The sequence below is a fragment of the Pseudomonas sp. SWRI68 genome (genome assembly GCF_014269165.1).
Taxonomy (GTDB): Bacteria; Pseudomonadota; Gammaproteobacteria; order Pseudomonadales; family Pseudomonadaceae; genus Aquipseudomonas; species Aquipseudomonas capeferrum.
Map to the genome: position 1 here is coordinate 19,480 of NZ_JABWRU010000002.1, position 25,278 is coordinate 44,757.

The 25,278-nt window shown below is 62.3% G+C and carries 20 protein-coding genes; 4 read left to right on the forward strand and 16 right to left on the reverse strand.

Annotated elements, in window-relative coordinates; translation table 11 throughout:
• Window positions 1-56: 56 nt before the first annotated feature.
• The 10 genes from glyA to speB form a co-directional block, all read right to left on the reverse strand.
• Window positions 57-1,313, reverse strand: a complete 1,257-nt coding sequence (gene glyA, locus HU770_RS03720) for a serine hydroxymethyltransferase (RefSeq protein WP_186663060.1) — start codon at window positions 1,311-1,313, stop codon at window positions 57-59.
• Between the two features lie 60 nt (window positions 1,314-1,373).
• Entirely contained in the window at window positions 1,374-4,244 is a 2,871-nt protein-coding gene (gcvP, locus tag HU770_RS03725; RefSeq protein ID WP_186663061.1) for an aminomethyl-transferring glycine dehydrogenase, read from the reverse strand.
• A 14-nt stretch (window positions 4,245-4,258) separates the two neighbouring features.
• Entirely contained in the window at window positions 4,259-4,636 is a 378-nt protein-coding gene (gene gcvH, locus HU770_RS03730) for a glycine cleavage system protein GcvH (protein ID WP_047583409.1), read from the reverse strand.
• 260 nt (window positions 4,637-4,896) lie between these two features.
• Window positions 4,897-6,429, reverse strand: a complete 1,533-nt coding sequence (locus HU770_RS03735; RefSeq protein ID WP_186661564.1) for a sigma-54-dependent transcriptional regulator — start codon at window positions 6,427-6,429, stop codon at window positions 4,897-4,899.
• Window positions 6,430-6,510: 81 nt separating this feature from the next.
• Complete coding sequence (cycA, locus tag HU770_RS03740; protein ID WP_186663062.1) at window positions 6,511-7,935, reverse strand: D-serine/D-alanine/glycine transporter; 1,425 nt, start codon at window positions 7,933-7,935, stop codon at window positions 6,511-6,513.
• A gap of 435 nt (window positions 7,936-8,370) precedes the next feature.
• Window positions 8,371-10,059 (reverse strand): choline dehydrogenase, encoded by a 1,689-nt coding sequence (gene betA / locus HU770_RS03745; protein WP_186663063.1) that lies wholly within the window; start codon window positions 10,057-10,059, stop codon window positions 8,371-8,373.
• A 4-nt stretch (window positions 10,060-10,063) separates the two neighbouring features.
• On the reverse strand, window positions 10,064-11,533 hold the full coding sequence (locus tag HU770_RS03750) for a cytosine permease (RefSeq protein ID WP_186663064.1): 1,470 nt from the start codon (window positions 11,531-11,533) through the stop codon (window positions 10,064-10,066).
• Complete coding sequence (locus HU770_RS03755) at window positions 11,530-11,709, reverse strand: hypothetical protein (protein WP_033698618.1); 180 nt, start codon at window positions 11,707-11,709, stop codon at window positions 11,530-11,532. The genes HU770_RS03750 and HU770_RS03755 overlap by 4 nt, the downstream gene beginning before the upstream one ends.
• Window positions 11,710-11,805: 96 nt before the next feature.
• On the reverse strand, window positions 11,806-13,314 hold the full coding sequence (locus HU770_RS03760; protein ID WP_186663065.1) for an aldehyde dehydrogenase family protein: 1,509 nt from the start codon (window positions 13,312-13,314) through the stop codon (window positions 11,806-11,808).
• 15 nt (window positions 13,315-13,329) lie between these two features.
• Window positions 13,330-14,301: an agmatinase gene (gene speB, locus HU770_RS03765; RefSeq protein ID WP_186663066.1), complete on the reverse strand. Its 972-nt coding sequence runs from the start codon at window positions 14,299-14,301 to the stop codon at window positions 13,330-13,332.
• A gap of 289 nt (window positions 14,302-14,590) precedes the next feature.
• On the opposite strand from speB, the gene HU770_RS03770 reads away from it, so the two are divergent.
• The gene (locus HU770_RS03770) at window positions 14,591-15,502 is read left to right on the forward strand and encodes a LysR family transcriptional regulator (RefSeq protein WP_047583414.1); all 912 of its coding nucleotides are present in this window, start codon (window positions 14,591-14,593) and stop codon (window positions 15,500-15,502) included.
• An 11-nt stretch (window positions 15,503-15,513) separates the two neighbouring features.
• Here the strand turns inward: HU770_RS03770 and HU770_RS03775 are convergent, their stop codons facing one another.
• The gene (locus HU770_RS03775; RefSeq protein WP_186663067.1) at window positions 15,514-16,413 is read right to left on the reverse strand and encodes a LysR substrate-binding domain-containing protein; all 900 of its coding nucleotides are present in this window, start codon (window positions 16,411-16,413) and stop codon (window positions 15,514-15,516) included.
• A 125-nt stretch (window positions 16,414-16,538) separates the two neighbouring features.
• Here HU770_RS03775 and HU770_RS03780 point away from each other — a divergent pair, with 125 nt between their 5' ends.
• Entirely contained in the window at window positions 16,539-17,174 is a 636-nt protein-coding gene (locus HU770_RS03780; RefSeq protein ID WP_186663068.1) for a glutathione S-transferase family protein, read from the forward strand.
• A gap of 23 nt (window positions 17,175-17,197) precedes the next feature.
• On the forward strand, window positions 17,198-18,226 hold the full coding sequence (locus tag HU770_RS03785) for an LLM class oxidoreductase (protein ID WP_047583416.1): 1,029 nt from the start codon (window positions 17,198-17,200) through the stop codon (window positions 18,224-18,226).
• A gap of 183 nt (window positions 18,227-18,409) precedes the next feature.
• On the opposite strand, the gene HU770_RS03790 is transcribed toward HU770_RS03785, so the two are convergent.
• From HU770_RS03790 to HU770_RS03805, 4 genes are all read right to left on the reverse strand, one after another.
• The gene (locus HU770_RS03790; RefSeq protein ID WP_186661539.1) at window positions 18,410-19,114 is read right to left on the reverse strand and encodes an SDR family oxidoreductase; all 705 of its coding nucleotides are present in this window, start codon (window positions 19,112-19,114) and stop codon (window positions 18,410-18,412) included.
• Window positions 19,115-19,671: 557 nt separating this feature from the next.
• The gene (locus HU770_RS03795; RefSeq protein ID WP_186663069.1) at window positions 19,672-20,310 is read right to left on the reverse strand and encodes an RraA family protein; all 639 of its coding nucleotides are present in this window, start codon (window positions 20,308-20,310) and stop codon (window positions 19,672-19,674) included.
• Between the two features lie 26 nt (window positions 20,311-20,336).
• Window positions 20,337-21,311, reverse strand: coding sequence for a hydroxyacid dehydrogenase (locus HU770_RS03800; protein ID WP_186663070.1), 975 nt, complete (start codon window positions 21,309-21,311; stop codon window positions 20,337-20,339).
• 10 nt (window positions 21,312-21,321) lie between these two features.
• A complete protein-coding gene (locus HU770_RS03805; protein WP_186663071.1) occupies window positions 21,322-22,662 on the reverse strand; it encodes an MFS transporter in 1,341 nt (446 codons plus the stop codon).
• A gap of 104 nt (window positions 22,663-22,766) precedes the next feature.
• Here HU770_RS03805 and HU770_RS03810 point away from each other — a divergent pair, with 104 nt between their 5' ends.
• Window positions 22,767-24,377 carry an IclR family transcriptional regulator C-terminal domain-containing protein gene (locus HU770_RS03810; protein WP_186663072.1) on the forward strand — a complete coding sequence of 537 codons (1,611 nt, stop codon included), beginning with the start codon at window positions 22,767-22,769 and terminating at the stop codon, window positions 24,375-24,377.
• A 259-nt stretch (window positions 24,378-24,636) separates the two neighbouring features.
• Here HU770_RS03810 and HU770_RS03815 read toward each other — a convergent pair whose 3' ends face one another.
• Window positions 24,637-25,278: a 4-carboxy-4-hydroxy-2-oxoadipate aldolase/oxaloacetate decarboxylase gene (locus HU770_RS03815; RefSeq protein WP_186663073.1), complete on the reverse strand. Its 642-nt coding sequence runs from the start codon at window positions 25,276-25,278 to the stop codon at window positions 24,637-24,639.

Here is a 25,278-nt window from a genome sequence, read left to right on the forward strand (position 1 = left end):
CCAGTCAGGGCTTCATCCACGGTTGCTTCATCCACGAGGCTTCATCCACGGCCGATTCAGGCGCGGTAGACCGGATACTCCGCACACAGCTTGGCCACCGACCCGGCCACCTGGGCCTCGACATCGGCATCACCAAGGTGGTCGAGGATGTCGCAGACCCAGCCCGCCAGGGCCACACACTGGGCGACTTTAAAGCCGCGGGTGGTGACGGCCGGGGTGCCGATACGCAGGCCCGAAGTCACGAACGGCGACTGCGGGTCGTTGGGCACGGCGTTCTTGTTGACGGTGATGTGCGCGCGGCCAAGGGCGGCGTCGGCGTCTTTTCCGGTGAGGCCCTGGCGGATCAGGCTGACCAGGAACAGGTGGTTGTCGGTACCGCCAGAAACCACGTCGTAACCGCGTTCGATGAACACCTGGGCCATGGCTTGGGCGTTTTCGATGACCTGTTGCTGGTAGCGCTTGAACTCAGGCGCCAGCGCTTCCTTGAAGCACACAGCCTTGGCGGCGATGACGTGCATCAGCGGGCCGCCCTGGGCACCTGGGAATACGGCAGCGTTGAGCTTTTTCTCGATGTCTGCGTTGGCCTTGGCCAGGATCAGGCCGCCACGCGGGCCGCGCAAAGTCTTGTGGGTGGTGGTGGTGACCACGTCGGCGTACGGCAGCGGGTTGGGGTACAGGCCAGCGGCAACCAGGCCGGCGACGTGGGCCATGTCGACGAACAGCAGCGCACCGACCTTGTCGGCGATGGCGCGAAAGCGTGGGAAGTCGAGGGTCTTGGAGTAGGCCGAGAAGCCGGCAACAATCATCTTTGGCTTGTGCTCGACTGCCAGGCGCTCGACTTCGTCGTAGTCGATCAGGCCGGTGTCGGTGTTGATGCCGTACTGCACAGCGTTATACAGCTTGCCCGAAGACGACACCTTGGCGCCGTGGGTCAGGTGGCCGCCGTGGGCCAGGCTCATGCCCAGGAGGGTATCGCCAGCTTGCAGCAGGGCCAGGTACACCGCGCTGTTGGCGGAAGAGCCAGAGTGCGGCTGGACGTTGGCGTAATCGGCACCGAACAGCTGCTTGGCACGTTCGATGGCCAACTGTTCAACCACATCGACGTGTTCGCAGCCGCCGTAGTAGCGCTTGCCCGGGTAGCCTTCGGCGTACTTGTTGGTCAGCTCGGTGCCCTGGGCCTGCATCACTTGCGGGCTGGTGTAGTTCTCCGAGGCGATCAGCTCGATATGGTCTTCCTGGCGCTGCACTTCGCGGCTGATGGCCGCATGCAGCACAGGGTCGAAATCGGACAGGGTCAGGCTTTTATGGAACATGCGTGTGCTTCCTTGTTGTTGTGGGCAGGCAAGGCCCGGACCGGGTCCGGGCCCGAGCGGTCAGGCATCCTGGTAGAGCGACAGGGGTGGGCAGGCGCACGCCAGGTTGCGGTCACCGTAGACGTTGTCCACGCGCCCCACCGGCGGCCAGTACTTGTTATCGCGCAGCGCTGGCAGCGGGTACACCGCCAGCTCGCGGGCATAGCGATGGGGCCATTCGCCGACCAGTTCGCTGGCGGTGTGCGGTGCGTTCTTCAGCGGGTTGTCGAGCTTGTCGAGGGTGCCGTTTTCCACCGCGCGGATCTCCTCACGGATGCAGATCATGGCCTCGCAGAAGCGGTCGAGCTCTTCCTTGGACTCACTCTCGGTCGGCTCGACCATCAACGTGCCCGCCACAGGGAAGGACATGGTCGGGGCGTGGAAGCCGAAATCGATCAGGCGCTTGGCCACGTCTTCGACGCTGATGCCACTGCTGTCCTTTAGCGGGCGCAGGTCAAGGATGCACTCGTGGGCCACCAGGCCGTTCTCGCCGGTGTACAGCACCGGGTAGTGCTCCTCCAGCCGCCGGGCAATGTAGTTGGCACTCAGAATGGCCAGCTGCGAGGCGCGCTTGAGCCCTTCCCCACCCATCATGCGGATGTACATCCAGGTGATCGGCAGGATGCTCGCGCTGCCATAAGGCGCCGCGCAGACAGCGCCCTCTTTGTGCGCCATGTGCGCGTGGCCGGGCAGGAACGGCGCCAGGTGCGCTTTGACACCGATCGGGCCGACCCCGGGGCCGCCGCCGCCGTGGGGGATGCAGAAGGTCTTGTGCAGGTTCAGGTGCGACACGTCACCACCGAACTTGCCCGGCGCGCAGAGACCGACCATGGCGTTCATGTTGGCGCCGTCCAGGTACACCTGGCCGCCGTGCGCATGGATGATGTCGCAGATGCGGGTGATGCCCGCTTCGAACACGCCATGGGTCGAGGGGTAGGTGATCATCAGCGCGGCCAACTGGTCGCGGTGCTGCTCGGCCTTGGCTTGCAGGTCGGCCACATCGACGTTGCCACGCTCGTCGCAGTTGACCACCACCACACGCATGCCGGCCATCTGTGCCGTGGCCGGGTTGGTGCCATGGGCCGACGACGGGATCAGGCACACATCGCGGCCCGCTTCGCCGCGGCTGGCATGGTAGGCGCGGATGGCCAACAGGCCTGCGTATTCACCTTGGGAGCCGGCGTTGGGCTGCAGCGACATTGCGTCATAACCGGTGGCCTCGCAGAGCATGGCCTGCAGTTCATCGGTCAACTGGCGGTAACCGAGTGACTGTTCGGCCGGGGCGAACGGGTGCAGGTTGCCGAACTCGGGCCATGTGATCGGGATCATCTCACTGGCGGCGTTGAGCTTCATGGTGCACGAGCCCAGCGCGATCATGGTGCGGTCCAGGGCCAGGTCCTTGTCGGCCAGGCTACGCAGGTAGCGCATCAGCTCTGTTTCAGAGTGGTAGCGGTTGAACACCGGGTGCTGCAGGAACGCGGTTTCGCGCAGCAGTTGCGCCGGCAGGCGATCGCCACTGTCAGCGGCCAGGGCGGCGAAATCGGGCAGCGCCTGGCCAGGGGCGGCGAACACCTGCCACAAGGCCTCGACACTGGCCTGCTCGCAGGTTTCATCCAGCGACAGGCCGACGCGGGTCTGGTCAATCAGGCGCAAGTTCAACTGCGCACCCTGGGCGGCGGCCAGCACCTCGGCCACAGGCTGGGCAGTCACCACGCTGACGGTGTCGAAGAAGTGCGCCTGCTCCACCAGGTGCCCAAGCTGCTGCAGCCCTTGCACCAGGATCGCGGTCAGGCGGTGAACCCGCCGGGCAATCTGCGCCAGCCCCGCGGGGCCATGGTAGACCGCATACATGCTGGCAATGTTGGCCAGCAGCACCTGCGCGGTGCAGATGTTGCTGGTCGCCTTCTCACGACGGATGTGTTGCTCGCGGGTCTGCATGGCCAGGCGCAGGGCCGGGTTGCCGAAGCGGTCGATGGACACACCGACCAGGCGGCCGGGCATGTCGCGCTTGAACGCATCGCGGGTTGCAAAATACGCCGCGTGCGGGCCACCGAAGCCCAGCGGCACGCCGAAGCGCTGAGCGCTGCCCAGCACCACATCGGCATCAAATTCACCCGGTGGGGTCAGCAAGGTCAACGCCAGCAGGTCGGCAGACACCGCCACCAACGCACCGACGGCATGGGCGCGTGCTACCAGGCTGCGGTGGTCGGCGATGGCGCCGGTGCTGGCCGGGTACTGCAGCAGCAGGCCGAAGTATGGCTCAAGGCTTTGCCCCAACAGCGCCGCTTCATCACCGATGACCACTTCTATGCCCAGGGGTTGGGCGCGGGTGCGCAGCACGTCGAGGGTCTGCGGGTGGCAATGGCGGGAGGCAAAGAACGCCGGCGCCTTGCTCTTGGCCAGGCGTTTGCAGAAGGTCATGGCTTCGGCGGCGGCGGTGGCCTCGTCGAGCAAGGAGGCGTTGGCGATCTGCATGCCGGTGAGGTCGCTGACCAGGGTCTGGAAATTGAGCAGCGCTTCCAGGCGGCCTTGAGAAATCTCTGGCTGGTAAGGCGTGTACGCGGTGTACCAGGCCGGGTTTTCCAGCAGGTTGCGCAGGATCGGCGTCGGCGTATGGCACGGGTAGTAACCTTGGCCGATGTGGTTGCCAAACAGCAGGTTCTTCGCGGCGATGGCCTTGAGTGCTGCCAGGGCTTCAGCCTCGCCCTGCCCTTTGCTCAGCGCGAGCACGCTGGTGCCCTTGATGCTGTCGGGGATGACGCTGTCGATCAGGGCATCCAGGGTGTCGTGGCCGGTCAGCGCCAGCATCGCCTCGATGTCGTGCTCACGAGGGCCGATGTGACGTGCGATGAACGCGTTATCCGTGGTCAATGCGACAGGTGCGTTGGTCATGTCGATACCCTGGTTCAGGCGTTGTCGGCCAGGAAGCACTCATAGCCTTCCTGGTCCATCAAGGTGTCGAGGTCGGCGAGGTTGGCGACCTGGATGCGGAAGAACCAGCCGTCCTGCATCGGTGAGGCATTGACCAGTTCCGGGTCGTCGGCCAGGGCTTGGTTGACCGCCACCACGCTACCGTTCAGGGGCATGCTGATGTTGCTGGCGGCCTTCACCGACTCCAGCACCGCGACTTCATTGCCCTCGGCGTACTCGCCCGGCTCCGGCAACTGCACGAACACCACGTCACCCAGCGCCTCCTGGGCATAGGTGGTGATGCCGACGGTCAACTCGCCAGTCGCTTCCAGACGCAGCCATTCGTGCTCGGGGGTAAAACGCAGCGTGCTCATGGGTCTTCCTCTCTTGTTATCAGGTAGGTCCCGGTCCAGGACTGAAACTACAAGAGCAAGGGCGATGCCAACTTGTATAAATCCTTTAATTTCAACTAGTTAGTTGAAATTTTGGATCATTTTCAAACGGCTTCTGCGGAACGAAACAACTCCAGCGCGTCGCGCCGAGAGGCGCCCTTGAAGGGGCGTACCAATGAATGAGGGGGCCCCGTTCCAGTGGAGTGCATTCACTCCACTGGAACGTATTGGCACCAGGGCGGCTACGAGGGCCGGCTGGCGATGCCGTATTTGCGCAAGCGCTGGCCGATAGCCGTGTGCGAGGTCTGCAGGCGAGCAGCCAATTGCCGGGTCGAGGGGTACGTCGCATACAGGTTTTCCAGCAGGGACTTTTCAAACCCCTGCACCGCTGCTTCCAGGCTGATGACCGCTTGGGCGTCAGGCTGCTGGCTGCTCAGGGCGGTGCCGGCCAGTTCCAGGTCGTCGCAGTCGATCACCTCCCCTTCGCTGATGGCTGCCGCACGGAACACCACGTTCTGCAACTGGCGCACGTTGCCCGCCCAGCGGTTGCCCAGCAGCAACGGGTGGGTGGCCAGCGCCAGCCGGCAGGGCGAGCGCTGGATCTGCGCGCAGGCCTGGCGCAGGAAGTGCTCGGCCAGCAGCAGGATGTCCTTGCCACGCTCGCGCAAGGGCGGCACCTTCAGGTTGAGCACGTTGAGGCGGTAGTAGAGGTCTTCACGAAAGCTGCCTTCGAGCACCATGTTTTCCAGGTTGCGGTGGGTCGCACAGACCACCCGGACATTCACCCGCACCTCACCGCCGCCGCCCACCCGACGGAAGCTGCCGTCATTGAGAAAACGCAACAGCTTGGCCTGCAGGTAGGGCGACATCTCCCCCACCTCATCGAGAAACACCGTACCGCCATCGCCCAGCTCCAGCAGGCCAGGCTTGCCGCCGCGCTGTGCGCCAGTGAAGGCGCCGGCGGCGTAGCCGAACAGTTCGCTTTCGGCCAGGCTCTCTGGCAGTGCAGCACAGTTGAGCGCCAGAAACGACGCATCACGCCGGGCGCTGAGGGCATGGCAGGCACGGGCGACCAGCTCCTTGCCGGTGCCTGTCTCACCCTGGATCAGCAGCGGCGCTTCAAGGCCGGCCACTTTGTGCAGGCGCACCTTGAGTTCCTTGAGCGCGGTCGAGTCACCGAGCAGCCCGTCCAGCCCTTCGCCAGGGTCGTGCAGCAACGACGCCAGGCGCTCGCCGATGCGGCTTGGCGGGTAAAGGGTGAGCAGGCCGCCGACCAGGGCCTCGGCACCGCCACTGATGGGCGTGGCTTCCAGCAACAGCGCCTGGCCCTGGAAACCCACCTCGCACATGGGCAGGCGAAAGCCCTTGTCGATCAAGGTTTGCGCCAGGTCTGCCTCGGCAAACAGCCGCGACAACGGCTCACCGGCCGGCTCGCGGCCAATCAGGCTGACCAGCGTAGGGTTGGCCAGCAGCACATGGCCGCCAGCGTCCACCGCCAGCACCGGGTCACTCATCGCCGCCAGCAGCGCCTCCAGTTGCAGGCGTCGGCGATGGCCGGGCAGGAAGTCGACCAGCTTGACCGCCTGCACACCGGCCACCCGCAACAGCGCAGCATGCAGTTCGTCCAGCACTGCCTGCTGCAGCGCCGGGGCGTCGATGTAGACGTTGGGCGGGATCATTTCCACCGCATCCAGGTTGAGGTTGCGCGCCCCCAGCAGTGCCAGGATTTCCTGGGTGATGCCGACGCGGTCGATGAAGGTGACGTGGATTCTCATCGTGATTCCCTGGTTGGCAAAACGACAACAGGGGGACGGCGCACCCTGCGCTGTCCCCCTGGGTAAACGTGACGTTGGCGATCAATCCGCTTCGAAGGACAACGCGCTGTTCCCCTGTTTTTTCTGGCGGATGGACCGGTAGAACAGGCCCAGCAGCGCGAACCACACCGGCATGGCGAACAACGCCATGCGGGTGTCCGCTTCCAGGGCCAGCAAGCCGAGGATGAAGGCGAAGAACGCCAGGCACACCCAGCACATGATGGTGCCGCCCGGCATCTTGAATTTCGACGCACGGTGCAGGTGGTCGCGCTGCTTGCGGTACGCCAGGTACGACAGCAGGATCATCGACCAGACGAACATGAACAGCAGGGCCGACACCGTGGTGATCAGGGTGAAGGCGTCGAGCATGTTGGGCACCAGGTAGATCACCAGCGCACCGGCGGTCAGGCACACACAAGAGAAGATCAGGCCGTTGGACGGCACGGCGCGGCGCGACAGTGCGCTGAACGTGCCCGGTGCATCACCTTCCATCGCCAGGCCGTAGAGCATGCGGCTGGTCGAGAACACGCCGCTGTTGGCCGAAGACGCCGCTGACGTCAGCACCACGAAGTTGATGATGCCCGCTGCGGCGGGTAGCCCGGCCAGCACGAACAGCTCGACGAAGGGGCTCTTGTTGGCCACCACATCTCGCCAGGGGGTAACGGCCATGATGGCGATCAACGCCAGCACGTAGAAGACGATGATGCGCAGCGGAATGGAGTTGATGGCCCGCGGCAGGTTGCGTTCCGGGTTCTTGGTTTCGGCAGCCGTGGTGCCGACCAGCTCGATGCCGACGAAGGCGAACACCGCAATCTGGAAGCCGGCGAAGAAGCCCATGAGGCCATGGGGGAACATCCCGTCGTCGTTCCACAGGTTGGCCAGCGTGGCGACGTTGCCAGCGGGCGACTGGTAGGCTGCCGCCACCATGTACACCCCAGTGCAGACCAATGCGCAAATGGCCACGATCTTGATCATGGCGAACCAGAACTCCAGTTCACCGAACATCTTCACCGTCATCAGGTTGAGGCTCAGCAACAGCCCGACGCAGCCCAGCGCCGGCAACCACAAGGGAATATCCGGGAACCAGAATTGTGAATAGGCGGAAATGGCGATCACATCGGCAATCCCGGTGACGATCCAGCAAAACCAGTAAGTCCAGCCCGTGAAAAAGCCTGCCCACGGGCCTAACAAATCGGCGGAAAAATCGATGAACGACTTGTACTGCAAGTTGGACAAGAGCAGTTCGCCCATGGCCCGCATGACGAAAAACAGCATGAAGCCGATGATCATGTAGACGAAGATGATCGAAGGCCCAGCCAGGCTGATGGTCTTGCCAGAGCCCATGAACAGGCCGGTGCCAATCGCACCGCCGATGGCGATCAACTGGATGTGGCGGTTGGAAAGATTACGCTTGAGTTCGTGCGTGTCATCCTCAGGCGGACAGTGACCTTGCGGCAGGTTATTCATTGTTATTTACCTTGCTAGTTTAATTGTTTTTATAACGTCACAAGTTCAACTTTCTGGCCGGATATGCCGTGAAACATCCGGACGAGCACAAGGGAATCAGCAAGGACTGTGCCAAGGAGTACAGGCCACTAAACACGGGGTTCTGTGCAACTATCAACTTTTGCCACTGTAATGAAGCCACTCCAGTGGCAAGGCTAAAGGGCACGGTGTACGACACCGAAGCGTCGTATACCGTGCCCTGCCCTGCGCTGTATTGATATCACTACAATGGAGCGCTATCAGTCCAAGCCTCGCTTTCGCGTCTAAAACAGGTGTGCCCCCGCGAATACCGGCGAAGCCGGTGCCATACACCCCGCCGCGCCATTCGCGGGGCGAGCCCGCTCCCACAGCAATAGCGCGTCCGCTGGGGTTCCTACAGTCCGTACTAGGGATGTTTCAACCTGTGCGCACCTCGCGCCGTGGTGCGCGGCTGCGCTGTTGATCCTGCCAATCCTCTACCAACCCGACCGGCACATCGGCCGGCGCCAGCGGCTCGCGCCCGCGCACCAGGTCGGCAGCGCGCTCGGCGAGCATGATGGTCGGCGCATTGAGGTTGCCGTTGGGCTCGCTCGGGAACACCGACGAGTCGATCACCCGCAGCCCCTGCAAGCCGTGCACACGCAACGCCGAGTCGACCACCGCCATGTCGTCCTCGCCCATGCGGCACGAGCCGCAGGGGTGCATGGTGCTTTCCATGTTGGCACGCACGAAGGCATCGATCTGCTCATCGGTCTGCACCTGCGGCCCGGGCGCCAGTTCCTCGCCGCGGAAACGGTCCATCGCCGGCTGGGCAATGATCTCGCGGGTCAGGCGCACGCAGCGGCGGAAGCCCTCGCGGTCCTCTTCACGTTGCAGGTAGTTGAAGCGGATTTCCGGGTGCTGGTAAGGGTCGGCCGACAGCGCCCGCACATGCCCGCGGCTCTTGGGTTTGTTCGGCCCGGTCAGCACCATGAAACCATGGCCTTTGAAGGGTTTGTCGCCGTCATAGCGCATCGCCGCCGGCAGGAAGTGGAACTGAATGTCCGGCCAGCGCAGCCCCTTGGCCGAGCGGATGAAACCACCTGCCTCAAAATGGTTGCTGGCGCCCAGGCCATCTTTGAACAGCAACCAGCGCAGGCCGATCATCGCCTTGCCCAGCAGGCTCATCTTGCCGTTGAGCGTCACCGGCTCCTTGCAGGCGTACTGGATGTAGATTTCCGAGTGGTCCTGCAGGTTCTCGCCCACACCCGGCAGGGCATGAAGCACCTTGATCCCGGCCTTTTTCAGCACCGCCTCGGGGCCGATACCCGAGCGCTGCAGCAGGTGCGGCGAGCCGATCGGGCCGGATGCCACCAGCACTTCGCGGCTGCAATGAACCGTGTGGGTCTGGCCGCCTTCGTCGTACTCGACCCCCACCGCCCGCTTGCCATCGAGCAGGATGCGCCGGGTCATGGCGTGGGTCACGACGGTCAGGTTCGGCCGGCTCATGGCAGGGCGCAGGTAGGCATTGGCGGTGGACCAGCGCACCCCATCCTTCACGGTCATGTGCATGGCGCCGAAGCCTTCCTGCATGTAGCCATTGCAGTCGTCGGTCTTGATGTAGCCGGCCTCGGCACCGGCTTCTATCCAGGCGCCGTACAGCGGGTTCTGCATGTTGTTGCCGTTGTTGGTGGCGAGCGGCCCGGCGCCACCACGGTAGTCGTCGCCGCCGAACTTGAAATTTTCGGCGCGCTTGAAGTACGGCAGGCAGTTGCGATAACCCCAGCCGTTCGCGCCCAGGCTTTCCCACTCATCGAAGTCGCAGGCATGGCCACGGATGTAGACCAGGCCGTTGATCGAGGACGACCCACCCAGCACCTTGCCCCTTGGGCAGTGCAGGCGTCGGCCGTCCAGGTGGGTTTCGGCGGCGGTCTCGTAGCGCCAGTTGTACTTCTTGGTGTTCATCGGCAAGGAAAACGCACTGGGCATCTGGATCAGCACACTGCGGTCGCTGCCGCCGAACTCCAGCACCAGCACCGTGGTGGCAGGGTCTTCGCTGAGGCGGTTGGCCAGGACGCAGCCGGCAGAGCCTGCGCCGATGATGATGTAGTCGTATCGTTTGTTCATTGTTCTAGTCCTGTACGCGAAGGCCTGCGGCCTCGATGGTGCTTTCATTGCCCTTTGGGTAGCCGCCCCAGCCCAGGCGCGTAGCCAGCAGACGGGTCAGCCCGTAATGCACCAGCCCGGCCAACAGGCAGGACGGCAGCGAGGCGGTGGCGAAGGTGAAGAAGTCGGTATGGGCCAGGGTCTGCGGGTTGAACACCACCACGTAGATGGCAAAGCCTGCCACCAGCGCCAGCAGCGCGATGGGGTTGAAACCCTTGCAGAAGCGCAGCGGCGAGCCGCTTTGCTCGGCATACAGATGGCGTAGGTTCAGGCGCTGCTTGCGCAGGAAGAAGTAATCGGCAATGCCAATGCCGGCCAGGGCGCTGTTCAGTGCCGAGGTCCACACCAGGAAGATGAAGAAGCCGTCGTAGATACCCGGGGCCAACAGCACGATTACCACCGGTATGATGCAGAACAGCCCGATCAATACCCCCCAGCCCAGGCTGCGCAAACGCTCCCCGGCCAGTTGCCGCAGGCCGATCACCGCGGTGTAGAGGATGTTGACCATGCCGGTCAGGTTGGCCAGCGCCAGGAAGCTCAGGGCGATGACGCCGAAGGTCATGCCGCCGGCCAGCCGCATCCAGACCGTAGGGTCGCTGCTGCCCAGGGTGGTGGCGGCGAACAGGCTGACCGACTCGCCCAGCGAAGCGGCGCCGAAGATGCCCACCAGGTTGGGCCAGAAGGCCGTGCGCTGGTTGCTGCACAGGCGCGACAGGTTGCCGATGTAGGGCCACCAGGAGAACCCTGCGGCGATGTTGATTTCCACCGCGATCATGAAGTTGACGTGCGGGTTTTCGAAGGGTGGCTGCAAAGGCGGCATCGCCAACAGTTCGCCGAAGCTGTAACGGCGGGAGATGAAGTACATCAGCGCCAGCATGATCAGGATCAGGCTGGGCGCGATCACCGCGCTCAGGCGGCGGATCATGTCGGGCCCGCGCATGGCCACCAGCGCCGCCAGCACGATGGCCAGCAGGGCCCCGGCGGTCACCAGCCAGTCGCCGGCGTCGGGCTCGCTGTGCTGTAGCAGGGTTTCCAGGTTGTCCAGCGCCCGCCCGCACATCAACCCCAGCACCGCCAGCCAGCCCATGGTCAGTATCACCACCGAGAGGATGTACACCAGGCGGCTGCCATTGACGCCGAACATGCTGCGCAGGAAGGTGAACTGCTCGACGCCATATTTGCCACACGGCAGGCAGGTGGACGATGCCGCCAGTACCACGCCGATGATGTTGCCGATGATGATCGCGGCAATCCCTTGCAACGGCCCGACGAACAGCGCGGTGGCACCGCCGATCAAAAACACCCAGGTGGCCACCGCCAACGCCGAGTTGGCGTAGGCATAGCCCCAGAAGCCCCAGACCCGTTCACCCGGCAGCAAGGGCGTGTCGCCGCGTTCGGCGGCCAGGCGAAATTCCTGCTCTCTGGCCCGGCTCATGGCTGGCCCCCCAGCACATACGCGCCGACCACCATGACCAGGGTCAGCACGGCAAGGGCGATGACGTCCGTTGCCTTCAGCGCGCCGGGCCAGTGCGCCCTGCCCTCCAGTTCTTCATAGGCGCGCAGGCGCCGTTCCAGGTCTTGTGCACGCTCGGTATCCACTTGGCTGTTCATGGGCATCACCTCGACGGGTTCTTGTTCTTGAAATTCGATGCGTTCGTGTTGCCTGCGTCGCTCGCCAAACCAGGCGACGCAGGCCGGCCCTGTTCCTCAGGGCAAGGTGATCCAGACCGCCTTGGTCTCCAGCAGAAACTCCAGTTGTTCGGCGCCCATGTCCTTGCCATAGCCCGACTGCTTGTAGCCACCGAACGGCATGGACGGGTCGAGCGTGCTATGGGCATTGACGTAGACCGTGCCGGCACGCAGGCGCGGGATCAGCCCGTGAACCTTGCCCAGGTCGTTGGAGTAGATCGCCGCCGCCAGGCCGTACTGCGAATCGTTGGCCAGCGCCAGCGCCTGCTCCTCGGCGTCGAAGGGCATGGTTACCAGCACCGGCCCGAAGATTTCCTCACGGACGATGCGCATGTCGTTGGTGCAGTGGGCAAAGATGGTCGGCTGCACGAAGAAGCCAGCGCCCTCGACCGGCTCACCGCCGTAATACACCTGCGCCCCTTCGGCCTTGCCCAGGGCGATGTATTCCAGCACCCGCTGCTGTTGCTGGCGCGACACCATGGGGCTGATGAAGCAGTCCGGGTCCAGCCCCGGGGCGATCTTCAACGTCGCCGTGTAGCGCGCCAGCGCTTCGAGGAAGGCCGGGTAGACACTGCGCTCGACATAAGCACGGGTACCGGCATCGCACACCTGCCCCGAGTTGAAGAACACACCGTTGGCGACCGCCTCGGCCGCAGCAGAGATATCGGCATCGGCGAACACGATCACCGGCGACTTGCCGCCCAGTTCCAGGGTCAGGCGCTTCATCTGGTCCATCGCCGCCTTGCCCACCGAGCAGCCCACCGGGGTCGAACCGGTAAAGCTCAGCTTGTCGATGCCCGGGTGGCTGGACATCGCCGTGCCCACCACGCTGCCGCGCCCGGTGACAATGTTCAGCACACCGTCGGGGATGCCCGACGCCTGCACCAGCTCGGCAAAGCGCAAGGCCGACAGTGAGGTCAGCTCCGCCGGTTTGACCACCACGGTGCAGCCGGTCGCCAGCGCCGCGCCGAGCTTCCAGGCCATGGTTTGCAGGGGGAAGTTCCAGGGCACGATGGCCCCTACCACGCCGACGGCCTCCTTGCGGGTATAGGCCAGGTAGTTGCCCGGCAGCGAGGGCTCGACGGTACGCCCATGGATCTTGCTGGCCCAGCCGGCAAAGTAGCGCAGCGTATCGACGGTGCCCTGAATGTCCACGGCACGGGCCTGGGCGACCGACTTGCCCATGTCGATCGACTCGATCTGCGCCAGCTCGTCGCCATTAGCCTCGACCAGGTCGGCAAGGCGATGAATCAGGCGCTCGCGCTCCAGCGGCTTGAGCTGGCTCCACGGGCCGCCATCGAATTGCGCGCGGGCGGCACGCACCGCACGGTCCAGGTCGTCCGGGGTGCCCATGGGGATGCGCGTCAGCACGCCCTCGGTGGCCGGCTCGATGACCTCGGCGCTGGCACCATCACTGGCCTCCAGCCAGGCACCGCCGATGAACATACGCTGAGGCTTGCTGAGAAAACGCTGGGTGGCCTCTGAAACCCCGAAGGCCTGCAGGTAGGCTTTTACCTTGTTGTCCACGGTACAGTCTCCGGATCAGCGGGCGTTGGCGCGCGCGTGGAAGATGAAGCCGATGCTGTTCATCAGCAACTGCGCGGCAAGAATCGAGGTCACGCCTGCCGGGTCGTAGGCCGGGGCCACTTCCACCAGGTCCATGCCGACGATCCGCCCCTCGCTGCGCCGGGCCAGCGCCTGGATGATCTCCAGCACTTCGTAGTAGAAGAATCCGCCATGGCTCGGTGTGCCGGTGCCTGGGGCGATGGACGGGTCGAAACCATCGATGTCGATGGTGATGTAGTAGTCGCGGCCTTCGGGAATTTTCGCCATCACGCCTTCACAACCCAGGCGGCGCACGTCGCGTACCGAAAGGATCTGCGAGCCGGCGTCGCGCGCGGCATCGTAGTCATCGCGGTTGGAGGACGACACGTTGCGGATGCCCATCTGGGTCATGCCGACGATGTGGTCCAGCTCCGAGGCGCGGCGCAGGGGGCTGCCGTGGCCGTAGCGCACACCATGGCGCTCGTCGACGAAGTCCAGGTGGGCATCGAAGTGCACGATGTGGATCGGCCCATGCCCTTCAAAGGCCTTGATCACCGGCGCATGGATCGAGTGGTCGCCGCCCAGCACCACCGGCATGGCGCCGGCCTTGAGAATCTGGCGCACGGCCGACTCGATGTTGGCATTGCTGCTGGCCATGTCGGTGTGCACGATATCGGCGTCACCGACATCGACCATGCGCAGTTGGTCATCGGTCAGGTAGGTGGCGTCATCTTCGAAGTCGTAGGCGCCAGCATGGCCGAACGAGAACAGGGTCGATGCCTCGCGAATACCGCGCGGTCCGAAACGTGCGCCAGAGCGCCATTGGGTGCCCATGTCGTTGGGCGCACCGAGGATCGCCACATCGGCGTCGATGGCATCCCAGTCGGTGCAGATGGGCGATTTGGCGAAGGTGCAATGCCCGACGAAGGGCAGGTTCAGGCGGCCGGATTCATAACCGTGCTTTGCCATGTTCAGGTTTCTCCACTTATTGTTCTGGTCAGGAGACGGGGCGACTGCTCGACCGCCGTTGCAGCCACTATGGCGGCAGGCCAACAGCGGAAAAATGCGCAAGTGCAGATGCATACATCGGGCAACCCGAAGTATTCGCCCGAATGCCAAAGGCCCGCCGGCATTTCCAGGCGGCAGGCATTGCAGTGATCACGGGTGCGTGGTTAGCTTGAAAAAAAACAATGGCCGGACGCTCATATCAGCCAGCGCGATGTGACGCAGCGATGTGAAGCACCGCCAGGAGGCCACAGTGATCCAGCTCCACGATGTCGATCTGAAGCTTCTCAGGGTGTTCACCACCATCGTCAGGTGCGGGGGCTTTTCTGCCGCGCAGGCAGCACTCAACGCCGGCCAGTCGACCATCAGCGAACAGATGACGCACCTGGAAACCCGCCTGGGGGTCAAGCTTTGCCAGCGCGGGCGCAGCGGCTTTCGCCTGACCGAACAGGGCGTGGCCATCCATGAGGCCACCTTGCGCCTGCTAAGCGCGGTGGAGAGCTTCTGCATGGATGCCGACGTGCTCAAGCAGCACATCAGCGGCAAGCTCAACCTGGGCATCATCGACTCCACCCTGACCGACAACGCCTCGCCCCTGCCGCGCACCACCCAGCGCTTTGTCTCACGCGGGCACGATGCCCACCTGCACATCTACATCGGCGCCCCGGCGGAGCTCGAAGAGCGGGTACTGGACAGCCGGCTGCACCTGGCCATCGGCCACTTCCCGTTGCGCGTGCCGGGGCTGTCGTACCTGCCGCTGTACGACGAAGCCCTGGGGCTCTACTGTGGCCGCCGCCATCCGCTGTATGCCAGCAAGGCGGCCAACGGGCGCCTGCTGGAAGAAGTTCGCCAGTGCCATATCGTCGTGCGTGGCTACATGCAGCAGTACGACCTGGAGCAACTGGGCATCAGCAAGGCCGCCGCAACCGTGGAGAACATCGAGGCAGCGGCGATCCTGATCATTTCCGGCGCCTACATCGGCTTCCTGCCCGTGCACTTCGCCGAGCAGTGGGTCAAGACCGGCGAAATGCGCCGCCTGGGCGCCAGCACACTGGACCTGACCTCCCCCTTCGATGTAATCACCCGGCGTGGCGTGTCGCCGCCACCGATCCTGCGAGCGTTCCTTGAAGACCTGAACACCTGCATCCACCAGGCTGGCGTCTGACCACGCTCGGCTTATGCTGTGCTACGGCTTCCCGCAAGCTGCCCCTCGATCCAGTCCATGAAGGCACGCACCTGGGGCCGCTTCAACTGCTCCTTGCGGGCGACCAGGTAGTAGGCAAAGCGTGATGGCCAGGGCCTATCCACGGCCACCACCAGGCTGCCGTCACGCAGCCCCTCCTCGGCATGCTGCGCCTGGACCAGGGCGATGCCTTGACCGCTCGCGGCCGCGCGCAGCAACAGCAGCTCCTCGTCAAAGCTCGGCCCGCGCCGGCTGCGGCTGTCAGGCTCGAAGCCGTGGGCCTGCAACCACAGCGTCCAGTCGGCACGGTCGGCATCCTGCAGCAGCGGGTACTGCAGGCAATCTACGGGTTCATCCAGGGCCGGCCCACTGGCGAGCAGCGCCGGGCTGCAAACGGGTAGCAGCACAGGCGCCAGCAAAGGCATCGACTGCAGCCCCGGGTAGTCGCCCAGGCCATGGCGCAGGGCAATGTCGACACGCTCGCGCTGCAGGTCGACCAGTGCCGCTGTGGCCTCGACACGAACCTCGATACCGGGGTGCAGCGCGCTGAAGCTACTGAGGCGCGGCACCAGCCAGCTGGACGCGAAGGAAGGTTGCGTGCTGATGGTGAGGGTGCTGGCCCGTGCCAACGCTTCAAGGTCGAGCAAGGCGCTCTCGATTTCGCCGAAACCGCGCGAAACGCCGGGGTACAGGCCCGCCCCGGCCTCGGTGAGCTGCACGCCATGGCGGCTGCGTGTCAGCAGGGTGACGCCGAGGCGGTCCTCCAGCAGGCGAATCTGCTGGCTGATGGCTCCCGGCGTAACCCCCATGCGCTCGGCGGCAGCCTTCAGGCTGCCCAGGCGGGTGGTTTCGCTGAAGGCGCGCAAGGCAAGCAGTGGCAGAACGGCACCCATGGAATTCCTCGATTTAGAAAAACTAACGCTGGCGTAAGAAGCAATCGTTTTAGTATCGCGCTCAATCTGCATAGCATAGCGCTCAGGCCAAACAACTTGCGTTAGTTTTCCTGAGGTTATTTGACATGCATGATCCCTCGCTGGTGCTGTACACCGACAGCTCGCCCAATGGCTTCAAAGCCACCATCGCACTCGAAGAGATGGGCCTGCCCTATCGCCTGGAGCATGTTCGCATCGAGCACGGCGAGCATTTGCAACCGGGCTTTCTCGCGCTCAACCCGGCAGGCCGCATCCCGGTCTTGGTCGACCATGCTGCCAACATCGTGCTGTTCGAGTCTGCTGCCATTTTGCTGTACCTGGCACAGCTCAGCGGCCAATTGCTCGACCCCGCGCCGCAGCCGCGCTGGGCGGCGATCACCTGGTTGATGTACCACAGCGCCAGCATGGGGCCGCTGCTCGGCCAGCGCGTGCACTTCGAATGCTTCGAGGCCACGCCCAACCCTGCGGCGCTCAAGCGCTACCGCAGCCTTACCGAAGGCACCTTCAGCGTCCTCGACCAGCAGCTTGCCACCCAGCCATGGCTGGCCGGAGAGCGCTATTCGATCGCAGACATCGCGACCTTTGCCTGGCTGCACATCGCCGCCCTGGTGGGCTTCGACTTCAGCCCCCACCGCCACCTGGCCCGCTGGTACCGCCAGGTCGAGCAACGCCCCGCCGTGCAACGGGGTATCCGCCTGCCCGCCCCGGCCACTGGCCCATGAAATCGCCCAACCAAGGAACGGCCATGAACCCTACAACTCCCACCTGCGGCGCCAACGCCAGCGCCTTCGCCCAGCACCCCGGCTACCGGCGCATGTTCGCGCCCGATCAACTGACCTTGGGCATCTTCATGCCGCTGCGTTTCTACGACGGCAACATGCAGGCACTGGCCGGGCAGGCACGGCTGGTCGGCGACATCGACCGCCTGGGCTTTGCCGCCGCCTGGGTGCGTGATGTGCCCTTGTTCGACCCGGCCTTCGGTGACGCCGGGCAGGTATTCGACCCGTTCACCTACCTGGCCTACCTGGCCGCGCAGACTCAGCGCATTGCCCTGGTGACCGGCAGCGCGATCTTCGCCTTGCGCCACCCGATCGACCTGGCCAAGGCCGCTGCCACCCTCGATACCCTGTCGGGTGGGCGCCTTGTGCTGGGCATCGCCTCGGGCGACCGGCCCGTGGAGTTTCCAGCCTATGGCTTGGACCACGACAGCCGCGGCGAGCGCTTTGCGCAAAGCGTGGACTACTTCCGGCAACTGTTGGCCGAGCACCCTGGGCCGATCCAGTCGCCGCTGGGCCAACTCGGCAGCGCCCGGCTGCTGCCAAGGCCAGTGTCAGGGCGCATCCCATTGGTGGTGACCGGCTCGTCACGCCAAAGCCTGCAGTGGCTGGGCGAACACGCCGATGGCTGGCTCACTTACCCCGACGCCACCCATAACGTGCTTGGACCACGACGGTTGGCCGAAAAAATCCGCGCCTGGCGCGCAGCGATACCGGGCGGTGGTTTCCGCCCGCACATGACCAACGAATGGATCGACCTGGACGACGACCCGAACTTCCCGCGTACACCGCTGCAAGGCGGCTACGTGCTGCGCACCGGGCGCAACGGGTTGATCGACCTGCTCGGCGAGTGGCGCGAGGCCGGGGTCAACCATGCAGCATTGGGGGTGCAGATGGCGCGGCGCCCGGCCCAGGACATCCTTCAGGAACTGGCCGAAGAGGTACTGCCGCTGTTTCCGGCGCTGGCAGGGCCAGCACCGCATTCGCAGGACTGGTAGCGCGCTGCTCAGTTGCACAGTGGGTCGCGCAATGCATCGGCAGGCCAGTTGCATCAAGCGAAATGGATTGGGAACACCGCCAACAGGTAGAGATAAATCCGACCATACCTTGGTCAAGATCAGATCAAGCATGGCAATCGCCCAAAATGAAAAAGGGCCGCGTACGGTGTGCGGCCCAGAGGCTCAGACGCTGCGGGTAACGCCGCCGTCGACCTTGATGTTCTGGCCGGTAATGTAGGCTGCCCCTTCGCTCGCCAGGAAGGCGATAGTGGCGGCAATCTCCTCACTCGTGCCATAGCGCTTAAGTGGCACACCTTCTCGACGCTGCTCGGTAGCAGGGAGACTGTCGATCCAACCCGGCAGCACGTTATTAATGCGAATGTTGTCAGCGGCGTACTTGTCAGCAAAGATTTTGCTGAACGACGCCAAACCGGCACGGAAAACTGCCGAGGTAGGGAAGAGTTCGCTTGGTTCGAACACCCATGCAGTAGAAATATTGATTATTGCACCGCCGCTCTGGCGCTGCATGTACGGCGTCACCAGTCGCGTGGGACGAATGACGTTGAGCAGGTAGGTCTCCATACCCAGGTGCCAGTCTTCGTCGCTGATCTCAAGGATCGGTGCCCGTGGGCCATGGCCGGCGCTGTTAACTAATACATCGATACGGCCCCATTTCTGAATGACTGCATCGACGAGGCGCTGCAGATCTTCGTTTGACTGATTACTGCCGGTTACGCCGATACCGCCTAACGCTTGCGCCAGGGCCTCCCCCTTGCCAGAGGAAGAAAGAATACCGACCTTGAAGCCGTCGGCAGCCAGTCTACGTGCTGCTGCCGCTCCCATGCCGCTACCACCGGCAGTCACTATTGCTACTTTTTCTACTGACATACATCCTCCTGAGTGAGGCGTGGATGGGTGGTTGGTGAAATGAGACTAACAGCGCTCAGCACCGCTCAGAGAGACAGCAACGCTTGTTCATGTCAGTAGAAAATCTATAGCCTCGCTTCTTCAGGTAGCCATGTTCGGACGGCGGCCACCCGACAAATTCAAAATGATAATTTTTGCATGCCCAAGACAGGGTAGGCCTTGACGTTCGATTACTTCGAAACACGCGTCAGGCCAGGGGCCGCTATCGACCCATAGCGGCCTCTTGCGTTGGCCAGCATTCGGCCTAATGCGCGGCATTGATCAGAGCTTGGATTTCAGTGACCTGCGTGTAGACACTCACGACGGACAAAACCGGGGGCGATTCACTGCCCTCAGGTGAGCGTGATTTACGACCTGTTTGATGTGGTAACCAATACGATCGTGTCGGGATCGACCGGGCAACTTCTCGTTATCGAAAGCTGATTCACTCAGCAGAGAACGGGGGGTGTAGATAGCGGCCACTCGGTGCGGAAATGCCGAGGCGTGGGAGGCCGCTATCTACGAAGGGTTATGTGCGTTTAGCGTACGCTTGCCCGTACTTTTTCGCGGAAGCTGTTTTCGTAGCCGTCCTGGAGCTTCACCCTCTCGGCCAAGTTTGGCAGGAGGTTGCGAGCAACTACGATGATGCCATCCCGGTCACCGATAATGGCATCACCTGGATAGCAAACGACATTACCGCAGGCGACTGGAACGCCGACCTGGCCTGGGCCCCATTTTGAGGGGCCTGCTGGGTTTACTGCACGGGCGTAGATAGGCAGCCCCATGCTGTCGAGTTCTTCAATGTCACGTACCGCGCCATCGATGACGACCGCTGCAACCTGCTTGGCTAGGCAGATCTCACCGAGCAGATCACCGAACACTGAGCGGTTCACTTCGCTGTTGCCGTTGATGACCAGTACATCCCCTGGCTGTGCCTCGTCCAACGCACGATGGATAGCGAGATTGTCACCCTCGCGAGTGTTCAGCGGCAAGATGGTGCCGAAGAACGTAGATTTACCGGCGGTGTGGCGAATAGCCGAAGCCATCATGCCCATGCGGTGGAGTACGTCGCCGATGAGTGCCACCGGGTAATGCGAGATTTCCTCGATCAACGTCAGGTCAGCTCGCTCCCAGGTGGCATTAACGGTGATCGACTCATCGGACACATTGATGAACATTGAATACCTCCAGTTCGGAAAAAGGCTTAGCTGAACGATTTCGGCACAGGCTGGTTGACTGGGTGAGCAGGTGCTTCGCCCTTGAGTACGGCGGCTATGGCCTCCAATGCGCTCATGCCTACGCGCATCAACGATTCATCGGTCTGGCCGGCGACGTGGGCAGTGACGATCAGGTTGGGCGTGTTCGCGATGTCCGGCGTGGCATGGTCGAACGGCTTGATCATGTCGATGTTCTCGGCAGCGAGTACATCAGCCCCCGCGCCAGCCAGCTTTCCGCTCTTGAGGGCGTCGACCAGTGCTTGCTCGTCGACAACACCACCACGACTGGTGTTAATCAGCATTGCGCCGTCTTTCATCCTGGCGAACTCAGGTGCTCCGATCAGGTTGCGAGTGGTTTCCAGCAGAGGGACATGCAGGCTCACGACATCAGCCGTAGACAGGAGGGTGTCGAAGTCTACCCAGCGGCTGTCTGAGCTCGGGTCGATGGCGGGGTCGGTAAATATCACTTTCATGCCGAAGGCTTCAGCAACAGGTGCAACGCTGGAGCCTATGTTGCCGAACCCCACCAGGCCCAAAGTGCGTCCTTCGAGTTCGATACCGGTCAGCGAAAGGCGGTCTTCTGCCCAGACCCGATTGCGGGTTTGTTCGGATACCAGCGGCAGCTTGCGGCACAGCGACAAGAGCAACGCGAAGACATGCTCAATCACGCTGCGCTGGTTTGCACCTGGAGTGTTCGTGACCCAAACCCCGTGGTCGGCGGCTGCTTTGTAATCGACGTTGTCATAGCCGGCGCCATGGCGAGCAACAATCCGCAGCTTGGGCGAGGCAGCGATCATTTCAGCGCTGATGTGGCCGCCACGCAAAAACACGGCAGCCACCTGATTACGGATTTCTTCATACCCAACGGCATTAGGGCCGTAGCCGAGACGCACTTCCCCGACATCCGAAAGTCGGCTGAGGATTGTTTCGTGAATGGGGCTGGTGACGTAGATGAGAGGCATGCGGTAGTACTCAGGCGAATTGATGTTTTTTGTCGTCGGCAGCTGCTTGGCTGCGGACAGTCCACAGCACGATCAGGCCCAGAACCCCGGCACCGCTCAGGATGAAAGCGGGAGCCGTCTGGTTGCCGGTGGCGCCGATCAGCCAGGTCGCCATGAAAGGCCCAATGCCGCCGCCGATAACGGCACCGACGCTGTGGCCAAAGGCGACCCCGGTGTGGCGAACGTGGGTAGGGAAGAACTCAGGCATGACCGAGTAGGTGCCGGCCAGGCAAAGCGCGTAAGGAATCATTCCCAAGGCCAGACCGGCCATGGCCATGCTTACCTGGCCTTGCTGCATCAGCAGGAACGATGGAACGGAAAGAACGGCGTAGCCGAGATAAGCTAGGCGGAGCAAGGCTTTACTGCCAATGATCGACCCGAGGTGACCTGCTAACGGAATCATCAGGGCTGCAAAGCTGACAGCCACCAGAACGATGGTGGAAGCCTGTCCCTTCGAGTAACCGAGGATTGAGCTGAAGTACGCAGCGATGAAAACGGTGCCGATGTAGGTGCCGATGTTCTGCACCAGGGAGATCATCATGACCTTAGTGAGCGGGCGCGTGTAGTCGCGCACGAGCTCAGCGAAAGGTGCGCTGTGTTCTTTGTTCTCCTCGGCTTTTTTCGATTCGAATTCCGGGCTGTCTTCGATGCCCAGGCGCATCCACAGGCCGATGATGCCAAGCGGCAGTGCCAACAGGAACGGAATACGCCAACCCCAATCAGCCATCTGTGGGTCGGTCAGCCATGCAGCTGCAAGACCGGCGATGGCTGCGGCAAGACCTTTACCAAACTGAGCAATCGACGGCAGGAAAGAGATGTATAGCGAGCGACGATTGGCTGGAGCCCACTCACGGATGTAGCTAGCCGCACCGCCAATTTCCCCGCCGGCAGAGAAGCCCTGCAGCATGCGAAGTGCAACGAGGAGGATGGGGGCCCAGACGCCGATTTGCGCATAGCCAGGCAGCAGGCCGATGAGTGTCGCAGCAGCCCCCATCAGGGTGATGCTCGCGATCAGGCTAGCGCGGCGTCCTACCTTGTCCCCCAGCCAACCGAACGCTACAGCGCCAATCGGGCGGACGAGGAATGCAGAGCCGAAAACCAGGAAGGTATTGAGCAGGCCTGTTGTCGGGTCGTCTGATGGGAAGAAGACCAAGGCAAGGGTGGCAGCAAGATATCCGTAGATGCTGAAGTCGTAATACTCAACGAACGTCCCGAATACCGCAGCAGCGGTAGCCTTCTTGGCTTTGGTCTTGCGTTCGATTCCAGGCTCAGGCATAGCGACGGACTCCGTCAACGTATTGTTGTTATTCATAGGTCACTCCACTTTGTGGATCACGTCCATTTTTTAAAAAATGGGACAGTGTCCTGTTTTGTTTTTTTAAGAATCCTCGCGCCCAGCGTTATTGTCAACAGGCGGTGATTGCCCTGCGGCTCGAAACCGGCACAAAATGGAGCCTTCTTGATGCTCAGCAAGCTGATCAAATGCCTATCGCGCCCTCTCAAATTCTGGCTTCCAAAGCCCCTGCAGCCACATCCAGCCACGGTCGATTGATTGAGGTAATGGATGCTTTGGTCAGACGAGCGGATGGAGACGCGTGGGGCGTAAGAGAGCTAGCCCACGATCTTGGAGAGAGCAGAAGTACCGTCAACCGCATCTTGGTGGCCTTGGTTGACCGAAATTTTGCGGTTGAAGAGGGGGTTGGAAAGTATCGAGTGGGCCCGCGCTTCAGGGTACTGATGCACGCCTTGAATAATCGCAGTGCTTTGGTGAATACAGCTCGGCATCTCCTCGATGGCTTGGCGGAGAGTGCAAAGCAAGCAGCCTTACTGTCGGTCTATGCGCCGCATTTGAACGGCTACTACGTTCTTCACTGCGGTGAAGCCCCGGCCACCTTGTTCTTCAGACCGAAGAGCGGAAATCCCTTCCCCTTGGAGTTCGGAGATATCGGTAGAGGGTTCAGTGAGTTCCTTCGAAAGCATCCGTCACCAGATGACATCCCACCTCGCCTAACACCGATCGAACCACCCCAAAGCATCTCGGAGTCCGAGTTTCCCTCAGCGGTTTCCATGGTGGTGAGGAGGTTGGCACCGGGGCTGGTGATTTCGGTGTCGCTTCACGACCTTGGGGGCCTTGATGCCAAGGTACGACATGCCGCGCGGGCCAAACTTGATGAGGTAGCTGATCGGTTATCACAGGCAGTAGGCGTGTCGGATAGCTTCGGACGTGGGGTAGTCAGCGATGGAGACAGTGCTATTGTTGCCCGGCTTGAGGGGCTGCTGCAGTTGGTGTGCGCTGAGCCCAATGGGTACAAATGCAGATTGGGCATGGCCGCCCAGTTGCAATGCAATGCGGCAACTGCCAAGAAAATTATTGAATCTGCCACCCTTGAACGTTTGATCCATATCGACGGGCAGGTGATTTACCCGGCTGCCCGGCTACACCAGTGGGCTGCACTACTCAGCAATGAAACCTACTCTCCGGTGAAGCTATGCAAGTCCATAGTCGATTCTCTGGTGAAGGAAACGGGAGAAACAATCGCGTATCTCTCGTTTGACGGAACTACCTCCAAAGCCCAGTTCCTTGATGTTACTCAAGGCTGGAGGCCTATCCAGTACAAACTGGAAACTGGGGTTGATGTCCCGCTGTATGCCGGTGGTGCCGGTAAGGCTGTGCTGGCCCACTTGCCAGCAGATTTTGCTGAGGGCTTGAAACTGGAGAAACTCACCGATGCGACAATCACTTCGCACTCCAAGCTTCGGGCTGACCTTCAGTCGATCAGAGAGCGAGGATGGTCGGTGGGTGATGGTGAACGGGTTCTAGGCGCCTTTGGTATCGGCGTTCCGATTTTCATCGATGGGCAGATTGCTGGCTCAATCTCTGCGACGATACCGCAGTACCGCAAGGAAGACTGTGACGTACCTTCCCTGATAGAGAACATGAAGCAGGCCTCAAGGCGCATAGGTCACCTGCTTTCTCTGGGAGGAATGGGCGCGTTGGCCCCTGAAGCTCAAAGGGGATGCCCGTAACGGCAACCAAGCGATCATCTATTGCTCTTCAGATGGGGGGCTTTAGGCCGATTGCTGCATGTCTCTAACGGCGGCTGTGGGTCGATAGCTGCCGACCGAGGATGACCCCTATCGACCCATAACGGACGTTCATTCAACCGATTGAGACATGGCCACGCGACCGGTGGTTGGTAGTTTTCGGGCAAATAAGTCATGAGTAGGTGCGCCTGGGGACCCTTGATGGGATCAAGTCGTGGTTGACCCCCAGGCGCATTGAAAGTTACTTCATTCCAAGGCGTTCGAGCGTAGCTTCGAGCCCCAGTAGTTGAACGGTACTGATGCCGGCCTCGATGCCATGACGAATGCCGTCCTCCTTGTCCTCGCGAGCCCTGCTCAGACTGATGACTTCCTCTACGCGATCTTTCTCTACGACTACGAGGCCGTCTCGGTCACCGACGATGATATCGCCAGGCCGGATATGCACGTTGCCGATGACGATGGGCACGTTCACTTTTCCAGGCTGGCATTTGTTCGTCCCCTTGATGCTCAACCCACGAGCAAAGGTAGGGAAACCCATTTCGATGATGGCGTCCGCATCTCGCACCGCGCCGTTCATTACCAGTCCTACGATGCCGAGTTTTTGTGCGGCGAGGGTAAGCAGATCACCCCACGGGCCAGCTTCCATGAAGCCCTTGGCATCCACGACGAGCACATCCCCTGGCTTAGCCTTGGTCAAAGCGAAGTGAATCGCGAGGTTGTCGTCAGGGCGGCAGTCAACCGTCAGGGCCGGGCCGCATAGCCTCACAGTCGGATCAATCGGTTTGAAGCCGCTATCAAGCGCACCGGTCTGACCTTGGGCTTCATGAATAGTGGCTGAGCCGAGCTTCTTGAGGACTTCGATTTGTTCTTGTGGGATGGGCAT

Excerpts from the sequence above, each read along its gene's own strand:
- glyA (WP_186663060.1), bottom strand. The coding sequence starts at position 1,313 with ATGTTCCATAAAAGCCTGACCCTGTCCGATTTCGACCCTGTGCTGCAT.
- gcvP (WP_186663061.1), bottom strand. The coding sequence starts at position 4,244 with ATGACCAACGCACCTGTCGCATTGACCACGGATAACGCGTTCATCGCA.
- gcvH (WP_047583409.1), bottom strand. The coding sequence starts at position 4,636 with ATGAGCACGCTGCGTTTTACCCCCGAGCACGAATGGCTGCGTCTGGAA.
- HU770_RS03735 (WP_186661564.1), bottom strand. The coding sequence starts at position 6,429 with ATGAGAATCCACGTCACCTTCATCGACCGCGTCGGCATCACCCAGGAA.
- cycA (WP_186663062.1), bottom strand. The coding sequence starts at position 7,935 with ATGAATAACCTGCCGCAAGGTCACTGTCCGCCTGAGGATGACACGCAC.
- betA (WP_186663063.1), bottom strand. The coding sequence starts at position 10,059 with ATGAACAAACGATACGACTACATCATCATCGGCGCAGGCTCTGCCGGC.
- HU770_RS03750 (WP_186663064.1), bottom strand. The coding sequence starts at position 11,533 with ATGAGCCGGGCCAGAGAGCAGGAATTTCGCCTGGCCGCCGAACGCGGC.
- HU770_RS03755 (WP_033698618.1), bottom strand. The coding sequence starts at position 11,709 with ATGAACAGCCAAGTGGATACCGAGCGTGCACAAGACCTGGAACGGCGC.
- speB (WP_186663066.1), bottom strand. The coding sequence starts at position 14,301 with ATGGCAAAGCACGGTTATGAATCCGGCCGCCTGAACCTGCCCTTCGTC.
- HU770_RS03775 (WP_186663067.1), bottom strand. The coding sequence starts at position 16,413 with ATGGGTGCCGTTCTGCCACTGCTTGCCTTGCGCGCCTTCAGCGAAACC.
- HU770_RS03780 (WP_186663068.1), top strand. The coding sequence starts at position 16,539 with ATGCATGATCCCTCGCTGGTGCTGTACACCGACAGCTCGCCCAATGGC.
- HU770_RS03785 (WP_047583416.1), top strand. The coding sequence starts at position 17,198 with ATGAACCCTACAACTCCCACCTGCGGCGCCAACGCCAGCGCCTTCGCC.
- HU770_RS03790 (WP_186661539.1), bottom strand. The coding sequence starts at position 19,114 with ATGTCAGTAGAAAAAGTAGCAATAGTGACTGCCGGTGGTAGCGGCATG.
- HU770_RS03795 (WP_186663069.1), bottom strand. The coding sequence starts at position 20,310 with ATGTTCATCAATGTGTCCGATGAGTCGATCACCGTTAATGCCACCTGG.
- HU770_RS03800 (WP_186663070.1), bottom strand. The coding sequence starts at position 21,311 with ATGCCTCTCATCTACGTCACCAGCCCCATTCACGAAACAATCCTCAGC.
- HU770_RS03805 (WP_186663071.1), bottom strand. The coding sequence starts at position 22,662 with ATGAATAACAACAATACGTTGACGGAGTCCGTCGCTATGCCTGAGCCT.
- HU770_RS03815 (WP_186663073.1), bottom strand. The coding sequence starts at position 25,278 with ATGCCCATCCCACAAGAACAAATCGAAGTCCTCAAGAAGCTCGGCTCA.